At 56.1% G+C, this 26,448-nt stretch carries 20 protein-coding genes; 3 read left to right on the top strand and 17 right to left on the bottom strand.

Annotated features, from left to right (window positions below; genetic code table 11):
* Positions 1 to 74 precede the first annotated feature (74 nt).
* The 3 genes from HPY30_14345 to HPY30_14335 all read right to left on the bottom strand — a co-directional run bounded on the left by HPY30_14345 (position 75) and on the right by HPY30_14335 (position 3,047).
* Entirely contained in the window at positions 75 to 830 is a 756-nt protein-coding gene (locus HPY30_14345) for a ParA family protein (protein ID QYZ67051.1), read from the bottom strand.
* On the bottom strand, positions 827 to 2,392 hold the full coding sequence (locus HPY30_14340) for a CHAD domain-containing protein (protein QYZ67050.1): 1,566 nt from the start codon (positions 2,390 to 2,392) through the stop codon (positions 827 to 829). The genes HPY30_14345 and HPY30_14340 overlap by 4 nt, the downstream gene beginning before the upstream one ends.
* A gap of 220 nt (positions 2,393 to 2,612) precedes the next feature.
* Positions 2,613 to 3,047, bottom strand: a complete 435-nt coding sequence (locus HPY30_14335) for an Hsp20/alpha crystallin family protein (GenBank protein QYZ67049.1) — start codon at positions 3,045 to 3,047, stop codon at positions 2,613 to 2,615.
* Positions 3,048 to 3,263: 216 nt separating this feature from the next.
* On the opposite strand from HPY30_14335, the gene HPY30_14330 reads away from it, so the two are divergent.
* Genes HPY30_14330 through psd form a run of 3 tightly spaced genes read left to right on the top strand, consistent with a single transcriptional unit; the run spans position 3,264 to position 5,974 of the window.
* Positions 3,264 to 4,445 (top strand): alanine--glyoxylate aminotransferase family protein, encoded by a 1,182-nt coding sequence (locus tag HPY30_14330; protein QYZ67048.1) that lies wholly within the window; start codon positions 3,264 to 3,266, stop codon positions 4,443 to 4,445.
* A 30-nt stretch (positions 4,446 to 4,475) separates the two neighbouring features.
* Positions 4,476 to 5,066 (top strand): hypothetical protein, encoded by a 591-nt coding sequence (locus tag HPY30_14325; GenBank protein QYZ67047.1) that lies wholly within the window; start codon positions 4,476 to 4,478, stop codon positions 5,064 to 5,066.
* 38 nt (positions 5,067 to 5,104) lie between these two features.
* Complete coding sequence (gene psd, locus HPY30_14320) at positions 5,105 to 5,974, top strand: phosphatidylserine decarboxylase (GenBank protein QYZ68066.1); 870 nt, start codon at positions 5,105 to 5,107, stop codon at positions 5,972 to 5,974.
* A 104-nt stretch (positions 5,975 to 6,078) separates the two neighbouring features.
* Here the strand turns inward: psd and HPY30_14315 are convergent, their stop codons facing one another.
* From HPY30_14315 to HPY30_14250, 14 genes are all read right to left on the bottom strand, one after another.
* Positions 6,079 to 10,980 carry a cadherin-like domain-containing protein gene (locus HPY30_14315; GenBank protein ID QYZ67046.1) on the bottom strand — a complete coding sequence of 1,634 codons (4,902 nt, stop codon included), beginning with the start codon at positions 10,978 to 10,980 and terminating at the stop codon, positions 6,079 to 6,081.
* Positions 10,981 to 11,448: 468 nt separating this feature from the next.
* Positions 11,449 to 12,399, bottom strand: coding sequence for an IS1595 family transposase (locus HPY30_14310; GenBank protein ID QYZ67045.1), 951 nt, complete (start codon positions 12,397 to 12,399; stop codon positions 11,449 to 11,451).
* Positions 12,400 to 12,594: 195 nt separating this feature from the next.
* A complete protein-coding gene (locus HPY30_14305) occupies positions 12,595 to 14,631 on the bottom strand; it encodes a cadherin-like domain-containing protein (protein ID QYZ67044.1) in 2,037 nt (678 codons plus the stop codon).
* A gap of 413 nt (positions 14,632 to 15,044) precedes the next feature.
* Positions 15,045 to 16,007, bottom strand: coding sequence for an FAD:protein FMN transferase (locus HPY30_14300; protein ID QYZ68065.1), 963 nt, complete (start codon positions 16,005 to 16,007; stop codon positions 15,045 to 15,047).
* An 8-nt stretch (positions 16,008 to 16,015) separates the two neighbouring features.
* Positions 16,016 to 16,987 carry a TonB family protein gene (locus HPY30_14295; GenBank protein QYZ67043.1) on the bottom strand — a complete coding sequence of 324 codons (972 nt, stop codon included), beginning with the start codon at positions 16,985 to 16,987 and terminating at the stop codon, positions 16,016 to 16,018.
* The gene (locus tag HPY30_14290) at positions 16,984 to 17,505 is read right to left on the bottom strand and encodes a biopolymer transporter ExbD (protein QYZ67042.1); all 522 of its coding nucleotides are present in this window, start codon (positions 17,503 to 17,505) and stop codon (positions 16,984 to 16,986) included. Before HPY30_14290 ends, HPY30_14295 begins: the two co-directional genes overlap by 4 nt.
* On the bottom strand, positions 17,502 to 18,017 hold the full coding sequence (locus tag HPY30_14285; protein QYZ67041.1) for a biopolymer transporter ExbD: 516 nt from the start codon (positions 18,015 to 18,017) through the stop codon (positions 17,502 to 17,504). The genes HPY30_14290 and HPY30_14285 overlap by 4 nt, the downstream gene beginning before the upstream one ends.
* A complete protein-coding gene (locus HPY30_14280; protein QYZ67040.1) occupies positions 18,014 to 18,658 on the bottom strand; it encodes a MotA/TolQ/ExbB proton channel family protein in 645 nt (214 codons plus the stop codon). The genes HPY30_14285 and HPY30_14280 overlap by 4 nt, the downstream gene beginning before the upstream one ends.
* An 84-nt stretch (positions 18,659 to 18,742) precedes the next feature.
* Positions 18,743 to 19,012: a hypothetical protein gene (locus tag HPY30_14275; protein ID QYZ67039.1), complete on the bottom strand. Its 270-nt coding sequence runs from the start codon at positions 19,010 to 19,012 to the stop codon at positions 18,743 to 18,745.
* A 2-nt stretch (positions 19,013 to 19,014) separates the two neighbouring features.
* Positions 19,015 to 19,494 carry a tetratricopeptide repeat protein gene (locus tag HPY30_14270; protein QYZ68063.1) on the bottom strand — a complete coding sequence of 160 codons (480 nt, stop codon included), beginning with the start codon at positions 19,492 to 19,494 and terminating at the stop codon, positions 19,015 to 19,017.
* 160 nt (positions 19,495 to 19,654) lie between these two features.
* Positions 19,655 to 22,306: a tetratricopeptide repeat protein gene (locus tag HPY30_14265; protein QYZ68064.1), complete on the bottom strand. Its 2,652-nt coding sequence runs from the start codon at positions 22,304 to 22,306 to the stop codon at positions 19,655 to 19,657.
* A 152-nt stretch (positions 22,307 to 22,458) separates the two neighbouring features.
* Positions 22,459 to 24,318 carry a tetratricopeptide repeat protein gene (locus HPY30_14260; protein QYZ67038.1) on the bottom strand — a complete coding sequence of 620 codons (1,860 nt, stop codon included), beginning with the start codon at positions 24,316 to 24,318 and terminating at the stop codon, positions 22,459 to 22,461.
* Positions 24,315 to 24,848: an AraC family transcriptional regulator gene (locus HPY30_14255; protein ID QYZ67037.1), complete on the bottom strand. Its 534-nt coding sequence runs from the start codon at positions 24,846 to 24,848 to the stop codon at positions 24,315 to 24,317. Before HPY30_14255 ends, HPY30_14260 begins: the two co-directional genes overlap by 4 nt.
* On the bottom strand, positions 24,848 to 26,434 hold the full coding sequence (locus HPY30_14250) for a general secretion pathway protein GspF (protein QYZ67036.1): 1,587 nt from the start codon (positions 26,432 to 26,434) through the stop codon (positions 24,848 to 24,850). Before HPY30_14250 ends, HPY30_14255 begins: the two co-directional genes overlap by 1 nt.
* Positions 26,435 to 26,448 lie beyond the last annotated feature (14 nt).

The raw sequence follows: 26,448 nt of genomic DNA, 5'->3' as shown, positions 1-26,448 counted from the left end.
AGCACGGCAGGTAATTGAGATTGAGTTGAATCGTTTGACCCCCGCCGCTTCGCAGCAAGATACCGGAATAGCGATTAATCAGGAATTCCATTGAGTCGCTGTTTCGTCTCCGCCCACAACGCCTCGTAGGCCTGTGCTGCGGGTCCTCGCAGAGCATACTCAGCCACCGGCATGCGGAATATACCCATCCGCTCCACATCACTGGCATAGGGAATACGGGTCTCCAGCACCTCGCTATGCGAGGCTGGCAGGTTCTTCATGACATCAAGATGCATCCGCTTGCGCCGGTCCACCATGGAGAAGAATGGCATCAGCTCCAGCCCGTCTATACGATGGCCATCAAGAAAATCGAGCAATTGGTCAAAGGTTCGCAGGGAGAGCGTAGTCGGAATCAGGGGCAACATCAGGCCATCGGCGGCACGAAAGATGTTTTCCGAGACCAGCGATATACTGGGCGGACAGTCGAGAAAAACATAATCATAGGCACGGGATAGGGGACGCAGCAGTCTCAGCAGCTGTTTGGTGGGTTTACTGGCAGTCTCCAGTCTCAGATCCATATTCCGATAGGAGAAATCCGCCGGCAGAATATCAAGGTTGTCAAAGTCGGTGGCCTTGACCAGCGAATCAAGATCGAGCTTGCCTTTCACCAGGCGTTTACTGCCGCCCTTTACCTTCGGTTTGACGCGAAAATAGAAGGTCGCTGCAGCCTGGGGATCAAGATCCCAGATCAGGGTGCGGTAGCCCTCCTTCGCCGCCAGGTAAGCAAGATTCACCGCCGTGGCGGTCTTGCCCACCCCACCCTTGATGTTGTAGATGCCGATGATCTTCATGCAGCCCCCTTGCCACCAAAGAGTTTCCTGAATGTGTCGCGGTTTTCCTGCGCGGCAAAGTCGGTAAACAGGGCTTCGAACTCAGCCCGGGCCTGCTGTTGTTTCGCCAGAAGATCACCCACCAGGATGCCCATCGCAATCACAGGCCGGGCGCCGCTCCCCTCTTTCAGCATCTGCTCACCAAAATCCTCCAGGCTCTCCGCCTGCACCTGCAGATCCTGAAAGTCGCCGAGATTATCCAGCAGGATCTTCATCGCCTTGATCACCTTGCGAATATCGCGCTTGGGATAGAGACTCTGGAAAAACTCCATAAGATAGCGCAGTTTCTTGCACGATTTTCGCAGATCGTGAAGCGCTTCCGCCGGGGAGTCCGGCGTAATCGCCAACCCCTCTTTCAACACCCGATGGTAGATCTTGCGAATGCGCAGATCCGCCACCGTCGCCGCCGGCTTCCGGGCATTGACTTCAACCGGAGCCTCCGGCAGTGGCGACTCCAGCCAGCTACGCCAATCCTTCATCAATTTCCGGAAGTGAGGCGAGTTGATCTTGCGCACCAGAGTACGCTGCGCACCCTGATGATGATTCACCAGGAAGTCGTGAAAGGGATCGAGATCGGCTTGCACCACCGTCGGCAGACTCGCCCGAAGATCAGCGAATTTCAGCAGATAGACATCCAGGTCGCGGGTCGGCCCGGTGATCTGGCCGATCCACCCCAGACCCTGTTTGAAACGTTCGATATCGGTGTCGGCAAAGATGTTCTTGACTTGCCCCAGCAACGAACGACTGCGGCGCACCGCGACCCGTAAGTCGTGGAGAAATTCCGAATCAAGATTTGCCCGGGTACCGGAAATGTTCGCTTCCATGGTATCCAACAGACCCAGCAGTATCTTTCTGCCAGCAGCATCAGCGCGCTGTTCAGGGTCGAGCCGATAGTTGAGTTTGGATGAGTAGTCCCAGGGTCGCCGGCCAATTCCGTCGAGCGCACCGATGAACGGCGTCTGAGCCGCCACCTCTAATCCCAGATTCTCCAGGTCCGCCTGCACACGCAGGAACGGTTTTGGGTAGCCCTTAAGCGGCAACAGGGTGAGGGTCGGTTCCAACGGCCCCTGCTGTTTACCATCCTGGGAGCTGTAGCGGTTCTCTTCCAGCACAATCCGAACGACCGTCTTCTCCTCCCTGTCGAGCATCCGCAAGGTTCGCATATGACGATCCACCCTGACCAGAGGTAACAGCGTACGCATTTCGAGTATCGGGGAGAGTCGCTCACGCATCTCGCCGACCGGCAGGGAATCGCTGAATCCAGGGATCTGCTGCAGCGCCTCACACGCCACTTGCTCCCCGCTACGATGTTCAATCCAGCAGAGACGGCCACCCGCCGAAGACTTTTCGAAGGTCAGCTCCGCACCAGCCTGCCAAACCCGCCAATCGAAACTGTCGAGAAAGACCAGGCTATCTTCACTTTTGGGAGCTTTCAGGAAACGGTGGGATTGGGCCAGCGCAGACTCGACGCCGTCCAGTCCCAGGTCGTCAGGCAGAGTGTATTTGATCGGCTGCAGCAACATTGCTTTGATTCCAAGACACAGAGGGTTGGAAGAGTAACCGACACACTATGTGGCAGGCAATCTCAATTGGTGCATTCATCTCTGCATTTTTTTCAGCATCGTTTCCGGACGGGCAGCCGGCAGGAGCGGCGCCCCCGCCGCGATGACTCCGTAGACAGATAAAACGCGGCGGGGGCAGCGTTCCTGCATTTAACGCAATTAAACCCGAATAGTGCTTGAATCAGTGGGTAACCGGGATGCGGCGCGGCTGCAGTGCAGCTCTCTTCTTGATCACCACTTCCAGTACTCCATGACTGGTAGCCGCGCTGATCTCTGTATCGTCGGCCGTTTCGGGCAATTTGAAACTGCGGCGAAACGCCCCTTGAAACCGTTCACGGCGACTGTAGTCCAGCTTTTCGTTCCCGGCGTCTACCGCCTTACGTTCACCGGAGATCTCCAGCACGCCATCCTCCATGGAGACCTCGATCTCTTCCGGTGCAACACCGGGGATATCCATCGTCAAACGATAGTGATCCTCCGCCTCATGAATATCCACCGCCGGCGTCCAGGCGGATGCTGCGGCAACCTGTTGCTGTTTGCGCGCCTGCATCAGACGGTCCATCTCGCGGCCAAAGTCGTGCAACTGGATCCAGGGCTCATCGTGAAAAATGCTCATTTTTTCGTTCTCCAGAAATTGTGTTTTGCTGTTGTCTGAAGAGATTGGGACACACCATTTTTTTTCAAGTGCTGATATGTAAAACGCGATAACCCCGAAGTAAAAAGCGGTTGTTGTTCCTTGAAGCGGGCTCTATACGCAACTTATACTCGCATTCAACATCGACTTAACGAAAACAGATACCGGTTTCCACGACACCCTACAGGCAGCGACGCTATGAACACACCTATCTTCAACCCCCCCATCCGTACCCTCATGGGCCCCGGCCCCTCCGATGTGCACCCGCGCATTCTGGAAGCCCTCTCCCGTCCGACCATCGGCCATCTGGATCCAGCCTTCGTCGGCATGATGGAGCAGACCAAGGCGATGCTGCAGTACGCATTCCAAACCGAAAACGAGCTGACCATGCCGGTCTCGGCCCCCGGCTCCGCCGGAATGGAGACCTGCTTCGCCAATCTGGTCGAACCGGGTGACAAGGTCATCGTCTGTCAGAACGGCGTCTTCGGCGGCCGCATGAAAGAGAACGTGGAACGTTGCGGCGGCACCCCGGTGATGGTGGAAGACGACTGGGGCACTGCAGTCGATCTGCAGAAGGTCGAGGAAACGCTGGAAAACAACCCCGACGCCAAGATTCTCGCCTTTGTACATGCTGAGACCTCCACCGGCGCCCAGTCCGATGCCAAAGAACTGGTGGCGCTGGCCCATGCCCACGACTGCCTGACTATCGTCGATGCGGTGACTTCCCTCGGCGGCACCCCGATAAAGGTGGACGAATGGGAGATCGACAGCATCTACTCCGGTACTCAGAAGTGTCTCTCCTGCACACCTGGTATCTCACCAATCAGTTTCAGTGAACGCGCCCTGGAGAAGGTACGCAACCGTTCAGGCAAAGTGCAGAGCTGGTTCCTCGACCTCAATCTGGTAATGGGTTACTGGGGCAGTGGACAGAAGCGTGCCTACCACCACACCGCGCCGGTGAACGCGCTCTACGGCCTGCATGAATCGCTGCGCATCCTTGAGGAAGAGGGACTGGAAAACGCTTGGGCCAGACACCGGAAGATGCATCTGGCGCTGAAGGCCGGCCTGGAGGCGATGGGGCTCTCCTTCATCGTCGACGAGGCACACCGTCTGCCCCAACTCAACGCCGTATCCATTCCCGAGGGAGTGGACGACGCAAACGTCCGCGGACGCCTGCTCAACGAATACAATCTGGAGATCGGAGCTGGTCTCGGTGCACTGGCCGAAAAGGTCTGGCGTGTCGGCCTTATGGGGCACAGCGCCCGGGCAGAAAACGTCCTGCTCTGCGTTGGCGCCCTGGAAGCGGTCCTGAGCGACGTGGGGGCACCGATCAACACAGGCGTGGCCCTGGCTGCGGTACAGAAGGCGCTACAGGCTTAAGGAGCTTCTGATTTTCAAGCAGGCAGAGACATGATCGGCAGACCCGGCCCAAGGCAACGCCGCGCGGTTTTCTTCCTGTTGGCGATTTCCGTCTTCGCCATCAGCTACTATGTGGGTAACCGCCATAAAACCAGTGATGCAGTCCCAATCTCCGGTGTGGTGATGCGTCCTCCAACCCCGGCCCCGGAGTTTCAGCTTTCCGATCAGTCGAACGAACCCTTTTCGCAACAGCGGCTGCAGGGGAGCTGGAACCTGCTGGTGCTGGACCCTCAGTCCGGCACCGCCTCCCCTGCTTTCTTCCGCATGGTTCAGGTCTACAATCGTCTGGCCATCGAATCGGAGCTGCAAGGTCGGACCCACTTCATCTACGTTCCCAGAGAGAGCAGTGACGACATCAAGGCTGGCGCTGGCAGACTCGGTCCCAACTTTCTCGCGCTGCATGGTACAGAGCTGAACGTCGATGAAACTTTCTCTCGCTTCGGCGTGCCAGATATCACTGACAGCTTCACCCTCTACCTCATTGATCCTGAGGCGCGGATTCATGCACTGTTTACCGACGTGCAGGATGCGGCTACCATCGCAGCTGATCTGAAGGCAATTATCAGCAACCAAAATCCATGAAAAATTCTCCTGCTGCCCGGCACGGCGCCCCTGAAACCATTGGCAACAAACTTTTTGTGGGTCTCCAATACCTGCTGCCGCACCACCTTTTATCGGCAATCATGTACCGCATCACCCGCTCGGAGTGGAAACCCTTCAAAGATCTGCTGATCCGCAAGGCCATTGAGTGGTATCGGGTGGATATGAATCTGGCGCTGGAGTCGGATCCGGCGGTCTATCGTAGCTTCAACGACTTCTTCACCCGCGTCCTGCGACCGGATGCGAGACCCGTCGCTGCGGAACAGGACGCCATCACCTCCCCCGCCGACGGCACACTGAGCCAGGCAGGGGATATCGAGAGCGGCTATCTGTTCCAGGCCAAAGGGCACGACTACTCTTTGCTGGAACTGCTGGGTGGCGATATCGAGTGGAGCCGCCGTTTCGAGGAGGGCAATTTTGCCACTATCTACCTCTCACCAAGAGACTACCATCGTGTGCATATGCCGTTCAGCGGTACGCTGAAAAAGATGATCCACGTACCGGGACGCCTGTTCAGCGTCAACAACACCACTGCCCGTATGGTGCCCAATCTCTTTGCCCGCAACGAACGGGTCGTCTCTCTCTTCGAAACCGAGGCTGGACCCATGGCCGTCATCCTGGTGGGCGCGATCTTTGTCTCCAGTATGGACACCGTCTGGTCGGGCACAGTGACACCTGTTTCAAAACAGGTACGCGAATGGCACTACGCTGAACAGTCGGCACCTACGGAGATCACTCTTGAAAAAGGAGAGGAGATGGGGCGCTTCAATATGGGTTCCACTGTTATCCTGCTGTTCGGCCAGGATGCCATGGACTGGATGGATGAGCTAACGCCGGAGATGCCGCTGAAGATGGGTGAACAGATCGGTCAGGCGCAGGCAATATTGTAGGCTTTATCTCTTATTGGGCCACCGCCCCAAAGCAAATTGGTGCGGTGGTGGTACACCGACACCTCATCGCCACGGGGCGCAACGCCTACAGACAAATCTTCGCTTTAGAACCGAACTATTATCTCCTCTGAGTAAGCCGATTCAATGCCCACATTATCGATTGCGGTTACCGCCAGATACCAGGCTCCGTCACTGGGTAGCGTAACAACGTGGGATATCATACTGTCCGCCACCTCCCACTGCTGGTAGTTACCAGGTTCCTGACCATAATAGACGCGATATGATTGAACACTCACTCCCTCACTGGGTGTCCAGGAAATCTGCACCCGATTACTGATTGTCTCGCATGAAGTGATACAGGTGATATCCACATTTACGGTAGCGGTTGCACTGTCACCATCGAGATCGACTACCTGGTAGGCAAAGCTGTCTCTGCCTGAATAACCGGCAGCTGCCAGATAGACAACCTTATTGTCCGCAGTGACACTCAACTCCCCTCTGGTCGCGGATTGCAGAATGCGCAAACTGATCGGTCCATCCTGCAGACCGGTATCATTGGCCAGCACAGCAACCATGACAGATTCACCCGCGACGACTGCAGCAATATCATCGACAGCTACCGGCAGATGGTTGAGTCCCGTGACCTGAATGGAAAAAGGCGCCAGCCGGCTTGTTATAGTTCCATCGCTCACCGAGATGGCAACATCCATATATTCACCGACATCAGACTCAGCAGGCGTGCCGCTCAAGGTGCCGGTTGCGCGATCGAAGTTCAACCAGGTTGGTTTTCCAGTGACGGTAAAGGTCATACTGTCACCGTCAGCATCAGAGGCACTGGGGATGAAACTATACGCTTTGCCTGCAGAGACCTCAGCCGCGGGTTCACCGCCAATCACAGGCGCTCTGTTGACATTACTGACTACCAGGCTGAAGGGAGAAAGTGCAGCACTCGCCTTTCCATCCGTTACCGATACACTGATATCCGAATAGCTGCCCGCGCCATCGAAGCCGGGGGTGCCGGAGATGACTCCAGTTGCGGAATTAAAACTTGCCCAAGCAGGCAGATTACGAACACTGAAGATCAGTTTATCGCCATCAGCATCGGCACCTGCGGGGGCAAAATTGTAGGGGGTATTTTCCGCCACAACCAATACGGGTTCACCGGTAATTGTCGGTGCATGATTCGGTAGCAGTGGATCTGTAGTGCCGACATGCTCAAATGCCCCCATATCCGGAGCCGCGCCATTGTATTTCAGGGCAACGCCCTGACTGGCATTCCAGCTCAACGCGCGATCGAGGGTGATGGTGTGGTTAGCATAGTTGATCTCTACAATACGTGCGGTCTCGCTACTGCCCTGTAGCTGGATCTCATCCCCGGCCTCACCGGCGATCCCGAAACCGTCGTAGAAGTAACCGGCATCATCGACCACCAGGGTGGTGCCGCTGCCGCTGCCCACGGTGATGGTGAGGAAGCGTCCGGCATCGATCATCGGGCTTGTGGGTTCGAGGGTGAAGTCACGTCCGGCCTCGTCAACAAACTGCGGATCCTGCTCTATGTTGTTTGCATAAAAGTCCGGGTTATTGTTCTGTGCTGCGGCAAGTGTGATGCCGGAGCCTCCCCAGCGTCCAATCACATCATCTCCCGGGTTGCCGGAGAAGAGATTGTTGGTGTCGAATTTATAACCCGACATGCTGTTGCGGAAAACGTGCTGATAGGGGGTATTGGGCTCATCGCACTCCGAATTCCAGCTAAGGATGTTATTGACGAAAATATTGTCCTCATAGTTGCCATAGGAGGTATCTATTGTGCCGATGCCTCCACACTTATTTTTGTGGAAGACGTTGTTATAAGCTCGGTTATGGGTGACGTAGAGCGCCTCAGGAGTGTAGTGCTGCATACTGAGGCCAGTATTGTTCTCATAAAAGACGTTCTGGCGAATAATGCCGTTTTGACCTGCGTATTGAATGCCGTTACCACCAGAGGTGCTGTAATAATAGCTGGTTTTGGCGAAGGTATTACCCTCCACAAGGTTGTGCTTGGTGGCGTCGTGAATGGTGAATTCGTGATCAAAACCCACATTGTCGCAGTCGTAGATTTCACCAATCTTCTGGATCTCATTGTAGAGATAGTTGTTGCGAATCACATTGAAACTGCCGCATTTGATAGTCCAGAGTACATGGTTTGCACGCACAAAGGTGTTACCTTCCACAAGGTTGTGATCGGATTTTACCAAAGCGAGATTGTCTTCGTTTGAGTCCCCGATGGTGTTGTTGAGAATCTTGTTATGTGTCGCTTCCTGGAAGAACAGACCGGTTTTGGCGCTGCCGCTAGTGTCCAGGGCACGCAGGAAACTATTGTGTTGCAGAATGTTGTGATGGGCGTTGAGAGCATACATCCAGCGCCGGACGTTGTGTACCCGCAGCCCCTGCAGAATAAGGTACTGGCGATCGGAGATATCTATGCCCGGTGTGAGGTCGGTGCCAGTGATCGTCGCCAGCTCCAAGTCGTAGTTGCGATAGGTGATGTAGTTGCCAGGCGAGCCGGAGCGCTGCGGAATCAGCGGTTCATTATAGTCGCCTTCGCGAATCAAGACGGTTTCACCGGCTACGGCAGCCGCGGCTGCCCCGCTCAGGTTGCGAAAAGCCGTGTCTGAGCCTGCGCCACAGGCACGGCTGGCGGGATGGTAATCGTTGCAGCTTGAGGGACCGATGAGCAGGTCGACATAGAGATTGTCTCCCCCTGCCTGAGCTGCCGTGTTGACAAGGATCTGGAAGGCATTCAGGGTCGAACTCTCGGTGCTATCGGAAACAGAGATGCGGATATTCTCATAGTTGCCGGCGGTACCAACGCCAGGTGCGCCGGAGAGCTGCCCGGTGGCGGTGTTGAAGCTCGCCCAGGTTGGCTTGTTAGCGATGCTGAAGCTCAGGTCGTCGCCATCTGCATCGGATGCGATGGGGGTGAAGCTGTAGGCAGAACCTTCATCGATATTTTCGGCAGGTACCCCGTTGATGGTCGGCGCCCGGTTTGTGTTGCTGACGGTGATAGTGAAGCTGGGTAGCGAGGTGTTTTCAGTGCCGTCCGTCACGCTGATGAGGATATTGCCGTAGCTGCCGGCATCATCGTAACCGGGTGTACCGTTCAAGCGTCCGGTGGTGGTATTAAAACTGGCCCAGTCCGGTTTGCTGGTGATACTGAAGCTCAGTGTATCGCCGTCCGCATCGGATGCGCTCGGAGAGAAAGTATAAGCTGATCCCTCGGCGACACTGGGGAGAGGGGAACCCACGATGGTCGGTGCCTGGTTCTTTTCGCTGGCGATAACAGTAATGGTAAAACTGTCCAATAAGGCGCTGTCTGCGCTATCAGTTACGCTGATACTGATATTGCCATAGCTGCCCGCCGTACCTGTGCCAGGCGTACCGTACAACTGCCCGGTGGTGGTGTTGAAGCTAGCCCAGGCAGGCTTGTTGCTGATACTGAATACCAGCACATCGCCATCTGCGTCAGATGCGTTGGGGCTGAAACTGTAGACCGAGCCTTCATCGACAGTGCCTGTAGGAGAGCCACTGATTGCAGGCCCTCGGTTTGTGTCGCTGACAGCAATGGAAAAATCAGCCAGCGTAGCGCTCTCCGCGCCGTCAGTTACACTGATGCTGATAAGGTCGTAGTTGCCTGCCGAATCAAAGCCGGGGGTACCGGAGATAATCCCGGTTGCAGGATCAAAACCTGCCCAGGCAGGCAGATTGCGAACACTAAAGTTCAGTTTATCGCCATCGGCATCGTCGGCTGCAGGCGCAAAAGAGTAAGGCGTATTTTCTGCCACAACCGATGCAGGGAGACCGGAAATGGTCGGCGCATGATTCGATGGTTGTGGATCTGTAGTGCCGCCGCCCTCGCTAGCCTGGTAGTTAACAACCAAAAGAGGGGCTTTATCTGCCTTGCCGTCAAAAGAAGAGGCCACACGGCGTCCGCTACCTTTTATGACCACCGCCAGATGATTTCCGGCCTGCCAATCCGGTTGGTCGATCGCAGCCTGTATCAGGGCAGAGATATCCGGCGTCCGTTGCCTGGCACCTGCGCGCCCCCTTTTCCTCCAAACTGATGGAGACCATGCAACAGACTTTGCAAAAAGCGTGCGTGATGAAACGTTATAACTGCTTTTCTGGAACGGCGCTGCATTGTGCGTCTGCTCCACACCAATTTGAAGGCTACTGTCACCACGGGAAACCTTATCGACAGTAAACTGGAGGTTCGCATCATCGATGCGGGCGCCCTGCGGCAGATCCACAGCGAAGCGAAGTCCGACAACCTGATACTCACCATCGTATATCAGTTCTATATCAGAACTATCGGCATAGATATTTCCATCCTCTTCCTCTTCCACATCATCAAGAGATGAGGAGATACGACTGGTGAACTGTTTTGAAACTACAGGCTCTTCTATCACCGGTTCCTCGGGAACAGGAGCAGTCTCACTATTTGTGTATAAAACAGACAGCAGCGGCGCCTTATTCATTTCGCCGTCATAAGAGGATGCAGTACGCCGCCCACTGCCTTTAATCACAACTACAACATGGCTTCCGGATTTCCAGTCAGGCTGATCGACTGCCGCCTGTATCAGTGCTGAAATATCGGGCGTCTGCTGTGCTGTACCCGCTTCCCCTACACTCGTCCAATCCGCAGGAAGCCATGGCACGCTTTGACGAAAAAATGTGCGGGAGGAGACGTTATGACTCAGGTTGCTGAATGGTTGCGCATCCAGACTGTTTTCCAGATAGATCCCCAGGCTTGTCGGTTCGGTTGAAACCTCATCAACGGTAAACTGAAGTTTTGCCTCGTCGACACGAACACCTTGTGGCAGATTCAGAGCAAAGCGGAGTCCAATAACTTGATATTCACCATCGTATACCAGCTCCAGGTCTGAACTGTTAGCGTAGATATTGCCACTCTCTTCCTCTTCCACGTCATCCATGGAGGCCGAGATTCTCTGCTCAATACGTGTTGACACAACACCTGCATCAGCGGCTTGCAAATCCGTGAAAATCGGCATCACTAAAAACACACATAGGATGATAATCAAAGAAAAAGAGAAACGCTTACAAAATAAATTTTCCAACAACATATTTATAATCCACAACACAACTCGTTATGGCTACATTGTTGGCAATCATGGGACGGATGAACAGTTCATAAAACCAAACATGTGACACAATTTTTCACACTGATTTCAATGTGTGATGCCTGCCGGATTTATGCATAAATTATTAGAACAAACCGATTGTTTTTATGGTTTTGTGAACGAAATCAACCAATAGAATATTGGTTAATTTCCGTGCGAATAACAGGCAGATTAAATGCAAAAACGCAAGGACACAGAGAGAAAACTCTACGACCTTGCGCTTTAGGGAACCTCTGATAAATTGTCATTTCTAGCATAGCGAGAAATCTCAACCCTCATAACTTATCTTGATTAGAACTAATGTTCAGCCAGCCGAAGCCACGCCTCAGATCGCGGCACTGTCGTAGCAGCGGCCCGAATCAGGCGGGGTAGCATGGCTTTCAGATCGAATCTGCGATTGAATCGATATTGGTATTCGGCCAAGTAACGATGAGCATATTTGCGAAATCCAAACGCATGATAGGTGCCCGTAATCGCCGTTTTCAGATTGCCCAGCAGGATATTGATCCATGCGAAGCAAGGCATATCGGTACTGCGCCTATGCGTTCCAACCACCTCTCGCTGATGGGTCATACCAGCCTGCTCAACAGCGGTAAAACAATTCAGCCCATCACTGAGTACGTGGCTTGAGGCGACCAAATACCGTTCGGCCCAGTTCTGGATATCGATCTGCTTGAATCCAGGCACTGGATCAAAGCGAACAACCTGCGGGTGACCGTCCTCATCCAACTGAACCGCCGCCACGAAAGGAACTTTGTTCTCTGATCCCCGTCCTGCCTTGCCTTGGTGTCCACCGCCAAGATAGGCATCATCCACCACCACGATATCACCCTGCAAGGTGCGTCTTTCCTCGCGTTCGTCCATAACCTGCATGATCTTGTGTTTGACCCGCCACGCGCTCGGATAGGACACACCGATATGACGCTTCAACTCCAATGCAGATATGTTGTTCTTCGACTGGCTGATCAGGAACATCGCCTGAAACCATTTGCGCAGTGGCAACTTCGAACCATGGAAAATCGTGCCCGAACGCAAACTCGTCTGGTGGCGGCAGGCGCTACATTGCCAGTATGTGTGTTGTCCTTCATGAAATCGGCTATGGGTCGTGCCACCACAATGTGCGCAAACAAAACCTTGGGGCCAGCGTGCAGTTTCCAGTGCCGCCTCGCATTGTTCTTCGGCGCCATAATGTTCAAACAACTCGTTCAAACTCATACCGGCCTGAAACTGAATCGGGTTCATCGCCATGATCGGACTCCTCTTGCTGATCTTGGTGATATTATGTGGTCACTGGTGGCTCAATCCGTGAGCCTGGCTGAACATTAGTTCTAATCAAGTAACTTATTGACAGTTCGGTGGTTTGAGATCTCTCCCTACGGTCGAGATGACAGTGACTCAATTTATCGGAGGTTCCCTAGATTTATGACAAAGAATTTATCGATATTAAAAGGTCAGATTGACCTCATCAGCGAAACCGGATTCAACACCAAGACTATCAACCGCAGTCACTGAGAAATACCAGGCGCCACCACCAGGAACCGTCACATCATGGGAGGTCATAGTGTCAGCCACGACCCACTGGGTGTAAACACCTGACTGAGTTCCATAGTGAACACGGTACTCCTGAACTCCCACACCACTGCTTTGACTCCAGCTGATTCTGGCCATGTGTGTAGTGCATTCTCCCTCGCAAGTCACGCTGAGGGTCACAGTTGCCGTGGCACTCTCACCGTCAATATCCACAACCTGGTAGGTAAACGAATCCAAACCACTGTATCCAGCATCCGGGAGGTATGAAAAGGTATTATCCCCATTGATCGAGAGAGTCCCTTCCGTTGTATTCTGCAGCACGCTCAGAGTAATCGGCCCATCCTCAAGCCCACTGTCGTTATTCAGTACAGCGATCGGCACCACCTCTCCCGCTGTTGCAGATACCAGATCATTATTCGCAACAGGTTGATGGTTAATGCCCAGCACATTGATGGAAAATGCCGCGAGTGCTGCACTCGCCACTCCGTCGCTTACACTGATAAGAATATCATTGTATTCACCAATGTAGTCCCCGGATGGAGTACCACTGAGATTGCCGTTTGCGCTGTTAAACACAGCCCAGGAAGGCATATTGATAATAGAAAAAACAAGCGGGTTATTGTCAGCATCGCTGGCAACAGGCGTAAATTGATATGGCGTGCCTTCAGTCACTTCATTCAATGGGGTACCACTGATCGTCGGTGCACTATTTGCCAGGCTCACACTAATCGCAAAATTGGGCAACGAGACATTGTGTACGCCATCGGAAACGGCAATTCCGACATTCTCATAGTTTCCGGCATCTGATACCGAAGGCGTCCCAAACAAACGGCCCGTCGATGAATCGAAGGTTGCCCAAGCAGGTTTTCCCGTAATAGAGAATGTCAACGAATCTCCATCCTGATCAACAGCACTGGGAGTAAACTGGTAACTGCTACCTGCCACTACCTGGGTGGGTGCCAGGCCACTGATTACGGGGGCACGGTTCACATCAGTTACGGTGATGGAAAAAGGTGCAAGAGACACAGTCTCAGTCCCATCGGTTACGGATACGCTGATGTTGGTATAAGTACCTGATTGACTGAAATCCGGCGTTCCAGACAGTCCGCCGTTTACCGCACTGAAATTCGCCCATAAAGGCAAATTACTTACCGAGAATACCAATGCGTCATTATCTGCATCCACGGCTACTGGCGTAAAAACATAACCCTCACCTTCCGCTACTGTAAGTGCTGGGGTTCCCGACAATTCAGGCGGCTGGTTGGGCTGCACAGGGTCTGTCCCGGTGTCGCCGGTATTCCCGCCATCGAAATAATCGACATTCAGTAAAGGCGCACTGGCTGCATCGCCATCATAGGATGACGCTGTTCTTCTTCCACTACCCTTGACGACAAGAACAACATGTTGTCCCGGCTGCCATTGGGGTTGATCCACTACTTTTTGAATCAACGTAGTAAGGTCCGGGGTCTCCTGTTCAGAACCGGACTCACCAACAACATTCCAGTTACCCGGTTTCCAGCTGACGGTTTCGGTAAAAGTTGTCCGGGAAGAGACGTTATAACTACTGTTTGAAAAACTTTCCGCATCGGTAACATGTTCTGCAGATATTTCAAGATCACCTGTTCCAGTGGATACTTCGTCAACGGTGAACCGTACACTCGCTTTATCGATAACGGCACCCTGCGGAACATCCACCATAAACCGCATGCCTATTACCTGGTCCTGATCATCGTTGATCAATTCCAGGTCACTGCTGTTTGAGTAGATGGCTCCACTGACCTCTTCTTCAACATCATCCATTGATGATGAAATACGACTTGTTGACGTCTTCAGCGCAGAACTTCCAGTTGCATCTGAAACAGAGGAGGTATCCCCAGTTCCACTGCCACATGCAGCAAGAGAAAGAGCAGTAACTACAACAAATACGAGCTTTCCAATTTTCGCAAACATCTGCGTCAACCCATTGGTAATCAATTCAATGGGGGTGAGTCTAGTCGTTAAGAAAACAGAGAAAAGCCGTCTTCCTAAAAGATGTGAAACCCATCCATCACTACTGATAAAAAATGTGACGGCTTGCTAAATCCAATGATTATAAAACGAAATAAATGATTCTTTATCCAAACTGTGAGCATATTCCTTATTTCCTTACAGCATCGAAACATTTCACAAACCAGTGAACGGCCGGAAATAACAATTCTCGCCAAGACGCCAAGATTACGGGACTATAAGCCATTGTTATTCAATGATTAAATACGATTTTCTTGGCGTCTTTGCGAGAGGAATAGTGACGTTTCCGGACGGACACTATGCAAGCTGGCGTGATCAGATGTGCGGTCATAACAACGCAGTTATCTGGTATTGTTTTATTGCGTTTCTAATCCGGAGGAGAAACGAATCTCACCCGTTGGGTCCACAAATACCGCCTCAATACCCGACAGCCGCTCCACCAGCGCCATACCAGCCGGTTCGCCCATAACAAACAGCGCCGTGGCCAGCGCATCCGTAGTCACCGCCTCCGGCCCCACAATCGAGACACTACGAACCCCTTCAGCCGAGCGGCCCGATTTGGGATTCAGAATGTGATGGTGACGCACACCATCCAGCATAAAAAAACGCTCATAGTCACCAGAGGTCGAGAGCGCGGATTCATCCAAAGGCAGTAACGCCTTAATGCCCTTCTTGTCATCCGGATCGCGGATACCCACCTGCCAGGAACGGCCACGTCGGTCGCCGAGAAAACGGCTATCGCCACCAGCGCTCAGAGTGGCGTGTTCGATACCGTGATGCCGCAGGATCGCTATCCCCCGGTCAACCGCATAACCTTTGGCGATCCCACCAAGATCGATGCGTACCTGCGGTCGAGCAAACTGCACGCCGGCCGGGTCCGCCTGGAGCAAAACATGATGATAATCGACGGCGGGCAACAGCCCTCCCAGTGTCGCGTCACTGGGTTTGATGCCACGACGATAGTCGTAATGGTCACCGACGCTGGCAAAGGTGATGTCGAAGGCCCCCTCTGTCAGTTCCGATATCCGCCGTGACTTCTCCAACAACCTAAACAACTCACCACTGATCGCCACTACTCCCTGACCCGCCTCCCGATTGACCCGTGACAACTCACTGTCGGAGCGAAACGGACTCATCGCCCGGTCGATGCGGTGCGTCTCCTTCAGCACTGCCTCTATGGCAGCCTCACCCTGTTCCGCAGATTCACACCACAGCTGCAGCGTGATTCGGGTACCCATGATATCGGCGCTTCGCCATAACCACTGCGCCTCGACACCGAGGCTGGCAAGCACCAGCAGTACCGCCAGCACCCGAACCATTACACCGCTCATGAGGGAAGAAAATCGATCGGGTAGGAGACAACAGTGGTCTCCACCTCTTTAGAGCCAAAATCGAACATCCTTATTCTCGCGAGCAGCTTCCGCTCCAGTTTCCGGTTCTCCAGCTCAGAGGAGAGCAAACGACAGGTAGTCACCTTGCCCGAGGGTGCAATGGTAATCTCCAGCAACATCTTTCCCATCAATGAGGGGTTCTTTCGCAGAGCCCGGTTGTAGATGGAGTAGAGCGCCCCTTTGTTGCGATCGAACACCAGTTGAACCTCCTCTTCAGTACGCTGGGCAGAGTAGTCTTTCGCCACCTTTTTAGCCCGGCTGCCGCCACCTCCGTTGCCCTGCACTGCGGATCGCACCTGGGTCGTTTTTCGACCACTCAACCCTTGAGAGCCGGTATCCCGGCTTAGTTTCGCGGTGTTGATGCCGTCACTGCCGCGGGAGGCACCCGCAGTTACCAGCGAGCGCTCCACCCGGTTTGCCTTGTTACCTGCTTTGGAGAGGCTGCGGGATGAGGCCACGCTGCTCACCGCAGGTGCGGAACGCAGATCTGCCAACTCGTCGGCGACAGCCAGCAGACCCGACCGGCTGGCCTTGCGTCTTGCTGCGGCCGGATCACTCTTTATTGGTTTCTTTGCCACCTTGGAAGGCGCTCTTTTCGGCCTTTTTTTCACTACCGGCTTGGGCTTGGGTTTCGGCTTGGCAACCGGTTTTGGTTTAACCACGGGTATCTCGACTTCCGGCGGCTTGCGCTCTACCGGTTTTATCGGACGGCGCTCCAGAATGAGTTTCGCCAGCCGCGGCGGGGTGACGCGTGTAAACCGTTCCTGTTGCGGCAGTTCCACCAGGGAGAGCACCATCCCAAGCAGCAGCGCTGCACCCACCATCACCAGTTGCAACCGGCGGAACTGCCGGTCTTCCCAGTGCGCACTGTTCCAGGGCAGTTCCAGTCGATGTGTCATCACACTCATAGCGCCACCTCTGACTCACCCTCCTCCGGGCGCCTCACTACTGCCAGGGAGATATTTCCGAACTCGCTCTCCGCACAGGTCAGCATCACCCGTTTCAAGAGGCTGTAAGGGACCTGCCTGTCCGCCATGATGGTGATCTCACCTATGCCATCAGCATCCTTCCCCGCAGCAGGAAGCGCTATTTTCACTCGTTCATCCAGTGCCTGCCGCAACGGCTCGATCATCTCCGTAGTGGAGTCTGCCAGCCGGTCGAGCTGCACCACAACCTCTCCCTGCAGCCGAATCTCATCTGTATTGAGCATCACCACCATGGTCTCTTTTGCACGCTGCTCTGCGCTCGACTCAGGCAGCTTGAGGGCCTTGGCGTTGGGCAGCACCTGCACCTCTGAGGAGTTCACCAACAGGAAAAAGACCAGGATAGTGAAGATATCCATCAGCGATACCAGGTTGATGCCACCGCGCCCCCGGTTGCGCTTGTGGTGCCGCTGCATGCGTTTCGCCCGACGTGACATCTTCATGAGCCTTTACCCCGGGTTGCCGCCCCTGGCAGTGGAGGTGCATCGCCCAGAGAGATATCGGGAAACAGCTCCGCCTGCACCACCGAACCCGCCTGCACCAGATCGGTAATCCGCACCCGGTCCATCACCTGCACAAGATCGTCATATGAGACCTCCGGCTCCGACAGGATATATACGTTGCGCTTTTCGGGATAACGCGCCTTGAGTGCCTGCAGCACCTGTGAAAGCTGCTGCAGATGTTGTCCCGACTCCTGCTGTTCAATGCGCTGAATCAGACCTCCACGACGATCGGCAATCTCGATGGCGTCATGACGCACAATAACCTCCAACTGGAGTTCTCCCTTGGCAGTACTGCTGCCCTCACTGGCCGGCGGCAGGTGGAGATCCAGCACTGCCATGCGTGAGAAGGTGGCGGTGATCAGGAGAAAGGGTACCAGTATCACCATCAGATTCATGAAGGCGGTGATATTCAGCTCCGCCTCTTCCGCATACCGACGCGACCGGCGTCTCATTTTGCGCTCCCGGCCCGCTCGGTGACGATATTGAGGAACTTCACAGAAACCATCTCCAGACTATCGACAACCTGGGTGGTACGGCTTTGCAGCAGTGTGTAGACAAGCAATAGCGGGATCGCAGCCATCAAGCCGAAAGCGGTGGTATTCATCGCCACCGAAATACTGGCGGAGAGCAGGTCCGCCTTCTCCGCAGGATCGGCAGCAGCGACCGCAGTAAAGGCTTTGATCAGACCAATAATGGTTCCCAAGAGGCCAAGAAGCGTTGCGATATTGGCCAAGGTACTCAGATAGTGAGTGCGTTTCTCGAAACGCGGGATCTCTTCCATCAGTCCCTCTTCCATTGCCATCTCAATGTCACCCCGGCGCCGAGCATTGTGGGTACGGGACAGACCGTAGACCAGGATGCGCCCCAAGGCGGTGCCGGAATCGCTGGCCGATTGCAGCGCCTGTTTGAATTCACCTTCATTCAGCTGTGGCAGCACCCTCGCCCAGAAACGGCTGTTGCGCAATTTTGCGCTTGCCAGGTAGATGTAACGCTCTACAGCTATCGCCAGGCCGAGGGCAAAAATCAGCAGGATCGGGTACATGAACATCCCTCCCTCCTGGAAAAATCGAATGATAAAAAGATAGTTGTCCATAATGGTTCCTCTGTAGCGATTATTCAGATTGATCTATTAACAAACCTTGTTCTGTAGGTCGTACGGCGTTTCGTTCATGGTTGTTCATTCATTGGCGGCACTAAAATAGTCGAGCTGCCGCCGAAACACCGCCCGCTCCAACGGGACCAGCAGATCGTCTCCGTTCTCCAGCGGCGGCATGCCTAACGGGTCACCCGGCCCCGATTTCCGCCAGGGCACCAGATAGAGCACCTGCGGAGACTCCCGGCTGCCAACTACCGCCGTACCGTCCAGTTCCATCCGCTGTTCTGCCTGGGCCATCCACGGATTCAGCAGCGTCGCCAACAGCATCCATCGAAATAAATCTGTACTCATGCTCATTTCACCTCTGCCGCCAGTTTTTCCCCGGCGCCAATGCGTCTTTTCAGCTCCGCAATCCACATTTTTGTCTCCTGCTCGCCAGCAGCCGAGAGCGCAGCAAACTGCTTGTAGTGGGCCAGAGCCTGGCGGGGGTTGTCGAGATAGAGGTCATAGAGGATGCCCAGATTACGGTGAGCCAGGGCATGGTCCGGTTTGCCCTCCAACAGTTTCCTGTATACCGTCAGGGCTTCCTGGAAACGTCCCTGGCGGCGCAGCAGAATAGCCAGCTGGTGCCGTGCCACCGAATTCTCCGCGTCGATCTGCAACACTTGGCGCAATGCCGTCTCCGCAGCCTCTGCCTGATTCCCCCTGAGCAGCAGGATGCCCAGGTTGAGCCGCGGCGAGACAAAATCGGGGAACTCATCCGCCAGCGCCCTCAGCAGTGGCTCGGCCTCCTCATCCTGGCCATCACGCATCGCAATGAGCGCCTGGCTCAGCTGCAACCGGGCTTGTTCCGGCAACTCCGGCGCACTCTCCCGCTCTGTTTTTTCCAATGACGGTGTCCCTGCAGTTGCAGGTAAAGCCAGATCCCGGTGCAGTACCTGATTAGCGCAACCCGCCAGCAGCAACGAGCAAAAAAGGAGACCCGTAATCGGTCTAACGTATCTCATTGAACACCCGCTCCCCCTGTTCCTGTTTGGCGTAACGCGCTGGGTTCAATTGCGCCAGCTGACTGAAGCTCTGACGAACCCAGTCGTCATAGACACCCTGCGCCGCCCGGCGGGCGTTCAGCTCATGGGCCTCGATCGCCTTCTCTTCGAAGGGATATGCCTGCTCCTCCAGTAGCAGTTCATACTGTTCCAACTCTTCCGCCGAAAGCCCGGCGGGACGTTCCGAAGTCAGCAGGGACTCGCCGAAGAGCCGATAGATCTCAGCCAGGCGGAAGGTTGCCAGGGTGGTCACATCGGCCTGGGCAAAACCTGCCGCCAGGTCATAGGCCTTGATTGCGCGTTGCATCTGGCGCTTTTTGCGCTTCAAACTGCGCGCCAGCGGCCGTTTAAGGGGGATTTTCACAAACGCCATGTATTCCGGTTCGGCCAGTCTCAGCGCCGCCTGGGCGGCGAGATAGCGACTGCGCTCACTGCCGGCGGCACCGGCCTTGCGTTCCACAGCAACAATCTGGCGCAGCCAGTAGTCACGCTTGGCGGGTTCCTGCTGCCGTTGATAGAGCTCCACGAGTTGCTGGCGGGCCTCCATTGCTGGTTCCAGAGGCTGGGGAAAACGTTTTACGTAGCGCTTGAATGCACTTACCGCCCGTTTGTCACTGCCTGCCTTCTGGTAGAGTTCCGCTGCCTGCCAGGCAGCCTGCTGCTGCACTTCCGTCGCCAGAGGCGCAACGGCAACCCGCTCGAACACCACCGCCGCCTCCAGCGGCTGGTCATTTTGCAGATAGGCAAGCGCCAGTTTGCGCTCAACATCGACCGTCAGCTCATGCTTGGGATATCGCTGACGAAATCCCTCCAACACCTCGGCAGCCATCTTCCACCGGCCCGCAGTGATCAGGCTGGCCGCACCATCGTATTCAGCAGTGGTACGAATCGACGCATCGGGCACCACCCGGCCCACGCGCAGATAGTGTTGGGCCGCTGCCGCTGCCTCGCCCTTTTCACTCAGAATCCGCCCTTGCTGGTAGATAGCAGCCGCAAGCTTTTCCCGGATAGTCCCCTGCCCCGCCTTGTCCCCCGCCGACAGTTGCAGCAGCTTGTTGTAGCCGGTTTCCGCTTCAGCATAGTCGGCCAGTTCGAAGGCGGCGTGGGCGGCCACTGCCCAACTCACCCTTTGGCCCTTCTCATCCAGCCCGTTTTTTCCCTCCAGACTGCGCTGCGCCACTTTTCTGGCCTGGACATAATCCCCCAGCTGAAACAACTGCCGGGCGCTCCGACTCAGCACCCCGGCAGTTCGTTTGTCAGCGGGAAAACGGTCAGCAAAACGCAAACCACTCTCTGCTGCCTGACGCTGCCACTCCAGACGCGGAGTCTCAGGCAGGAGCGACTTCTGTCGATCAAAGGCGAGCAGCGCAGCATAACCCGCCTCGGCAGCGTCTTTGTGTGGTGGATAGTCGTAAGCAGTGCGCTGGTACTCCACTACCGCCTGGCCAAACTCACCCCGCTCAAACTGCAACTCCGCCAGTAGAAAGTTAACCCGACCGCTTTGTGCCTCGCCGGGAAAACGGCTCAGGTAGTGGCGATACCAGACAACCGCTTCGCTGAACCAGGTATCGCGCTGGCCCTTTTTCACCTTGCCGGGCTGTTGAGCCAGGGCATGATAATGGCTCGCCAGATCCCGCAGATACTTTCTCAGATGGGGGGTGAGAGCGATCCGGCTCTCCTGTTCCAATCCCTTCCAGGCCTCACCATCCTGACTGTAGCGTTGCGCCAGCTCTCTTTTCGCCGCCAGTGCCTGACCGGGAAAATCGTGGGTCTGGTAACTCTCGATTGCCAGCAGTTGAAGCGACGGCGCCTGTGGATGGCTGGGACTCCGTCGCACGAATGAAAGATAGGCATCTGCCCCGTCGAGGATACGCTCCTGTTTGAGGTAGAGGTCTCCAAGACTGCGATAGACCCGATGCAGCCAGGGACGTTCGCCATTTGACTGAAAATACCGGTCGATCCCTGCGGCACCCCCCTGCTGGGTAAAACAGAGGCTGGTAACCCGCAGGGTATCCTGCATCAGCTCCCGGTCACTGGGGATCAGGGTGTTGCTGTCGAGGCGGCTGAGCGTATCCGCACGCAGATCGAGCAGGGCCACGAAGGCATCCAGAGCCGCATTGAATTGTTGTTGTTTGAACAGTGCCCAACCGAGTTTGAACAGGGCACGTTGGTGGAACGGCGAATCCCCACCCGCAGCCACGGCGGCAGCATAGGCTCGCTGGGCTGCAGCATAGTCTGCACGGGTGAACAACCACTCGCCCCGTCGAAACTGAGCCTCCTGAAAATAGAGACTCTCAGGATGTTCCCGCACCAGACGATCAAGGGTCTGCTGCGATGCCTCCAAGCGGCCGACCAGCACCTCGGCCCGGGCCAGCTGATAGTAGAGCCGGTCACGCCCGGTTATGTCGTCATTCAGCTCCAGTAGTTGCCGATAGAGTTTGATCGCACTGTCGAAGACAGCCTCCGCCGGCAAACCTTGGGCCTCCCCTGCAAGCCGCCGCTCGCCCTGCCCCAGCTGCAGATCCGCCAACCGCCGGGTCGCTTCATGGGTCAGCTCGGGAGGCGCAGACTGCTGCAGCAGTGCCCGGTAGTCATCCATCACCCTCTCTGGTGTCAATGCCTCGACCGGTACCACTTCCACCTCGCTTTCCCGGCTCGGCAGACTGGACAGAGTGAGTGGCTCGGGTTGCCGCTGCAACCAGGAGACGCACCCCTGCAGCAGAGGCAGAAGCAGTATCAGAGTCAGAAACTTCATGGTCCCGCCTCACTGCGGGCAGCGGCCCGGTCCTGCAGCTGAGCCAGCGCGAAGCGAGTCCGGACCTGCAGCGCTTCGAGGCCTTGCCGACGCTGCTGCAGCGATTCGCTGGCCATGAGATTCAGCGCTCCGGCCTGTGCCTTCAGGGTCACATTCACGGTAGATTGCAGCTCTGCAATGCGCACTTTCAGAGATTCGATTCGCCCCGAAAAACCTTCGAAACGGCCGGGCGCCTGCTCTAACGCCCCTTTCAACCTTTCACGAAGTTGCCGACTCCGCTCCAGCTCATCACTCGTCGAACGGAGTAATTTCTTGAACTGCCACAGGCGGGGTTTGAAATCAGTCTCGACCTGCCAGTTCAGCATCCCCATCATCAGCCTTAGCCGCTGACGTTTGCTCTCCAGTTGAACAGCGTCACCCAATTGGTCCATTTCCGCTTCAATCGCCTGCATACGGGCCAGTTGGGCCTGCTCTTCGGCATTCGCCAACCGCAGTGGCAGACTGTTGTCAGCCAGCTCTTTTTGCATCTCAAGCAACTTTTCACGACGCTGCTGCAAGCCCTGAAGACGCTGATCGGATAGCGCCGCCTCCACCCTCGGCAACTGCTCGGCATAGGCGGCCTGCCGCACCTCCAGCATGTGGTCGTAGGTCTCGATGGTGGAGGACCAGCGGTGGAGATTGGCGCTGAGAAAACCCACATCGACATAGTCGTCGTAGGCCTGCCGGAAGCGGTGCTTTGCCAGGAGTCCCCGTAGACGACGGCGCTGATCCGGGTCGCTCGCCAAAAGCAACCCGTCTGCTGCACCTCCCCCGTCGAACATAGACAGATCCGGCAGCAGCACACCCTTAGCCACTGCCTGTAACGATAGGCCCAGCTCGGTCAGCTCAGTCTGGTAAAATTGCAGCGCCTGGCGGTAGCGTCTGAGCGCCTCGGCTTCCGCCCCTAACTGCTGCAGCGCCTGGGGGGCCAGCAGCAGCCCCTGCTGTACTGCCGGGTCGTCCGGGTCACGTAACGCCAACGCCATCCAGGGAGTCAGCGCCTCTTCAAACTGGTCTTGGCGAAAGGATGCCCAACCCAGCGCCAACAGCGCCTGATTGGAGTGGAGACCTTGCAGCCGCACACGCTGCAGGCGCTCCTGTGCCGCAGCATTCTCCCCGGCTTCGAGTAATAACTGTCCATGCAGCAGATTGGCGCGGTCACGCAATGCGCGGTGCTCCTCATCATCGGCGTCGAGCCCGGCCAGTTGATCAAGCAGATCTCGGCCCTCCTGCTCACTGCCCTGACCAAGCTGCGCCAGTGCCCGGTTGAAGAGATGAAATCCCTGCCACGCTGACCTTCCATCAGGAGACACCAACCGCTGTATGGCGAGCGGGTGGTCACCCTGCGCCATTGCGATCAGACCGGCCAGCTCGCGCTGCTGTTCATGCAGAGTTTCGGGCAGAGCATCGCCGATACGTCCGAAGGCCAGGGCAGCCCGTTTAGGCCGACCCTGCTGCTGATGCAGCCGAGCCAACTGGAACCAGGCCCGGTCACGTACTGCAGGTTTTGCCGCCTTTTCCAGCAGCCGGTTGAACACCTGTTCCGCCTCGTCATAAAGACCGTAGGCGAGATAGAGTCCGCCCAGGACCAACTCCGGTTCATCACCCTGGGCGGTCATCACCCCCTTGGCTTGGGCCATTTGCAGGTGGGTAATGGCAGTGAAGTTGCGCTGCTGGAAGAGCTGGAACAACGCCTCGCCGTAGTGCAAATCGCGCACCCCGGTTTCGGCCGGTGCAGATCCACCCAGCGTCGCGCTGCTCAGCAAAGCCCCCAGCAGGCCAACCCCCAGCCGCAAGATGAAACCTGCCTGACTCACTCCCACTCCCGGACGTCAAACTCCGGCTGCTGCCTGGCTTCCAAATCGACGATCCGCAGCTCCAGCAACTTGGGGCTTACCCCCTTGGTGAACTTGAGGCTGGTGGCGCGACGATAGTCGCGGCCAGCGGGACCAAGACCGGTAAAGAAAGCGACCAGCTCATGTTCACCGCTCTTCAGATTGCCGAGAAAGAGCCGTTGCACCCCGCCACGGCGTAACGCCGCCAGTTCCCGTTCGGTGTAGAGATGGTTGGCCAACGCCTTGTCATCGATCTTCAACTGCACAGAGTCAAGGGTGAAGAACTCACCCAGGTCGAGGGAGAGGAAGACCGAGACCTGAGTATGGCCGGGAAAAAGCAGCTCTTCCTCCAACAAAAAGAGATCCCGGTTTAGTGCCACCACCGCCTTCTTCAGCGACCGCACCTGGCTCTGCAGGTCAGCGGGTTCATCGGCCTGAGACTGGCCCACAATAGACAGGGACAGCAGCAACAGTGCCAACAACCGGAGGATTTTCGGCAGCCTGGTTTTCATCAGAGAGTTCCATTGACGATGGGTTGGAAGGCAGTGAGCTGGTCAAGCATCGTCGCATTGCCCAGGCCGTGGCCGGGAAACCGTCCGCTGAAACTGCCCTGTTCTCCATGCAGTGCCATGTAGTTGAGTACTACTGTTTCCACCAGCAGATTGACGTTATTGGCTGCGGGGGCTGCACTGGTCTCCACCGAACCGTCACCGCGAAAGAAACCGATCTGCTGGTGCTGCGCCTGCTGTTCCGGGGTGGCGCCAAGCAACCCGGGGCGGCCCGCCGGATTGTAGACCAGGAAGCAGGAGGCTGCGGTCGAACCATTGTCGCCGGTCCAGACCCCTTTGCCGCGCCCCTCGATGGAATTGTCCACCGCACCGTTACTGGCTACTGAACCATCACTGAAAACGTAGAGCATCAACGGCACCCCGAGCCGCGCTGCGTACTCCAGGCAGGCGCCCATGCAGCGTCCGGCACGCAGATCACGGATCTCCCCCACCGACCGGTTGCCGGTATGATAGTCAAAGCCGCCCATGGTGATGGTGCCGGCGCCGGCATAACCGTTGAGTACCAGCTTCATCACCGAAGCGGTCTTACGGAATTCGCTGTCCCCGTCGTACTCCGCCTGGCTGAATATCGGCCCGATGATGTCCGGATCGAGGGAGGGATTGAGGGCGGCGGGATCACCGTAACGGTCCACCAGGTCGGCACTCTTCACATAACCGCAGCGCACCAGTTCCTTGATCACTGCGTCACTGCTGATACGGGTATCCACCCGGTCCAATCGCATGTCGCTGATGCGCTGGATCGACTCCATCACCGCTACCGCATCTCCCTGGCTGAGCAGCCCTACCAGCTTGCCGGTGTCCACCAACCCGGTGACATCACTGGGGCGATCGACTTTGGTGGGACGCAGGCTGGGGTCGATCATTCCCGCTGGCGCCACCGAATTGCCGCCCGACTCGGAATTGCGTGAGCCGATCAGGGTCAACAGCTCACCGTCAGCACCTGCGCGGTTGATGCCGTACATGGGGTTGTGGGGGTTGTTGCCGGTATCGTTATCGGAACGCGCCGGGATCACCGCACCGTTGATGTTGGCGGCGGTGGCGGGGGAGACCCGCTCCAAAATACCCCGCAGAAAGGCGCTGTCGGAGTGAAAACCAAGCCCAAGCTCACTGTTGGTGAAATCACCGGATGCGGACTGGGGGTTGGCCAGCGGCGGGATCATATCGCCTGGTAGACCGAGGCGGCTATATCCGGCGGTTGTGAGGAAATCGAGTTGTCCCCCCTGCCCACCAACCAACACATTGGAGCCCGCAATATTGGCGCCACCGGCCAGGTCGAAACAGATGAAGGGAATCTTGCCGGCCCCCTGAACAGCGATGCCGCAAGACTGTTTCAGGTTCTCCAGATCGCTGGAGAGGGCAGCACTGGCCTGGCGGGGATTGGCGAACAGGCCGAACAGTGTGGGCGCGGTCACCGCACCCAGCCCGGCGGCCAGTCCCTGACGGATGAAATCGCGCCGGCTGACGGGACGTGGATGATCCGGGTAGAGCAGTGGCGCATCCGGGGAGAGGTTTCTGACTCGTCGTTTCATCGCTTTAATCCGTC

The sequence above is a fragment of the Gammaproteobacteria bacterium (ex Lamellibrachia satsuma) genome (genome assembly GCA_019623805.1).
Taxonomy (GTDB): Bacteria; Pseudomonadota; Gammaproteobacteria; order Chromatiales; family Chromatiaceae; genus QGON01.
This window is presented reverse-complemented; position numbering and strand designations above follow the sequence as displayed.